At 77.8% G+C, this 1724-nt stretch carries 1 protein-coding gene; it reads right to left on the bottom strand.

Annotated elements, in window-relative coordinates; all coding sequences use genetic code 11:
- Window positions 1-353: 353 nt before the first annotated feature.
- The coding region (locus FB00_RS20725) for a 5-oxoprolinase/urea amidolyase family protein (protein WP_047234813.1) at window positions 354-1724 on the bottom strand (1371 nt) is incomplete at its 5' end.

Here is a 1724-nt window from a genome sequence, read left to right as displayed (position 1 = left end):
CAACCCTTCAACCTTACCAGGTCTTCCCCGGCTCCTCAACCCCGGTTGTTCGCCGTGGTCCAGTCACCGTGGTCTTCCTCGTCGCGGGCAGGAGAACATCCTACGCCATGCGGTGGAAGGGTTTCGACCCCGGGACCAGCCACCCTCGATCGTTCGAGGCGGTGTCTGTTCCTCCCTGTCGGGCCGACATCCAGAACATTACGCGGCCCGTCGCGCCAGGGTCAAGCCGGGTCCGGGTGACCCGGCACACAGGCCGCCGGGCCACCGCACGCGGTCCCTGCCCAGGTCTGGGGGGGGGGGCTCGGGCCTCCCTCGCTCCTCGGGCAGGAGACGCCAAGACAGGTCCCGGCCCGTCACGACGGCCGCGCCGCCCGCAGCACCACGCGGTCCCCCGGCCGGAGCTGGGCCGCCCGGTCGACGTCGTCGGGACGCAGCACCCCGATGACCGGGTAACCCCCGGTGACCGGGCGGTCCGCGAGGAAGACGACCGGCCGGCCGTCGGGCGGGACCTGCACCGCTCCGCGGACGAGGCCCTCGGAAGGCAGCTCGCCCGAGCGACGCGGGACCGCCTGCCCGTCCAGCCGGATCGCGACCCTGTCACTGTCCGCGCTCACGGTCCGCAGAGCTCGCAACGCCTGCCACGCGCCCGGGAGGAACCAGTCGGCACGGGGTCCGGGCAGGACCTCGAGCACCGCGCCCGCCCGCTCGCCGGGGCGCAGCTCCCCGGGGACGTGGCGCACGGGTGCGACGCCGGGGGCGGCCCAGCGACCGGCCACCGGGGCGCCGACCGTCAGCTCGTCCCCCGGCCGCAGCGGCGCGGGTCCGATCCCCGCGAGGGTGTCGCGCGACCGCGATCCGAGGACGGCGCCCGGGGTGACGCCGCCCCGCACCGCGACGTAGGTCCGCAGCCCCCGCGTCGCGAGCCCGAGCCGCAACACACCACCGGGCGGCACCGGGACGGGTGCGTTCATGCCCACGGGCACCCCGTCGACGGTCGCGGGCACCGCTGCCCCGGTGAGCGCGACCACCGCGCGCTCCCGGAACCGGAGCGCGAGCCCGCCGAGGGCGACCTCGAGGGTCGCGGCGCTCGCCGGGTTGCCGACGAGCCGGTTCGCGAGCGCGTGGGACGTACGGTCGGCGGCCCCCGACGGCCCGACGCCGATCGCCGCGAGACCGGGGCGACCCTCGTCCTCGACGAGCACGAGCGGGCCCGTCGCGAGCACCTCGACGGCGCTCGTCGTCCCGGAGCCCGCACTCGCGCGCCAGCCTTCGGGGCCCTCCCCCGGCTCCCGGCCCACGGGGCCCTCCCCCCGCTCCCCACCCACGACGTCCTCCCCCGTGGTCGCGCCGGGCGCCGCCGTGCCGCGGCCGTCGCCCCGGGGCGCGTCCGCGAGCACCGCGAGCGCCGAGGCACCGGCTCGGGACGGCGCGAACCGCACCCGCGCACCGGGCGCGACGAGGGCCGGCGGGTCGCGGTCGGCGTCGAACATCCGCGCGTCCGTGCGGCCCAGGAGACGCCACCCGCCCGGTGACTCGCCGGGATAGACCGCGGTGAGCTCGCCCGCGAGCGCGACGGACCCCGCCGGGACGCGCGTGCGCGGCGTCGGGAGGCGCGGGGCCGCGATGGCGGGGTCGACGCCGACGAGATAGGTGAACCCCGGCGCGAAGCCGCCGAAGGCGGCCGTCGTACTCCCGCCCCGAGTGCCGGGCGACGACCTCCTCGA

Source organism: Cellulosimicrobium funkei, assembly GCF_001019615.1.
In the GTDB taxonomy this organism is placed as follows: Bacteria; Actinomycetota; Actinomycetes; order Actinomycetales; family Cellulomonadaceae; genus Cellulosimicrobium; species Cellulosimicrobium cellulans_E.
This window is presented reverse-complemented; position numbering and strand designations above follow the sequence as displayed.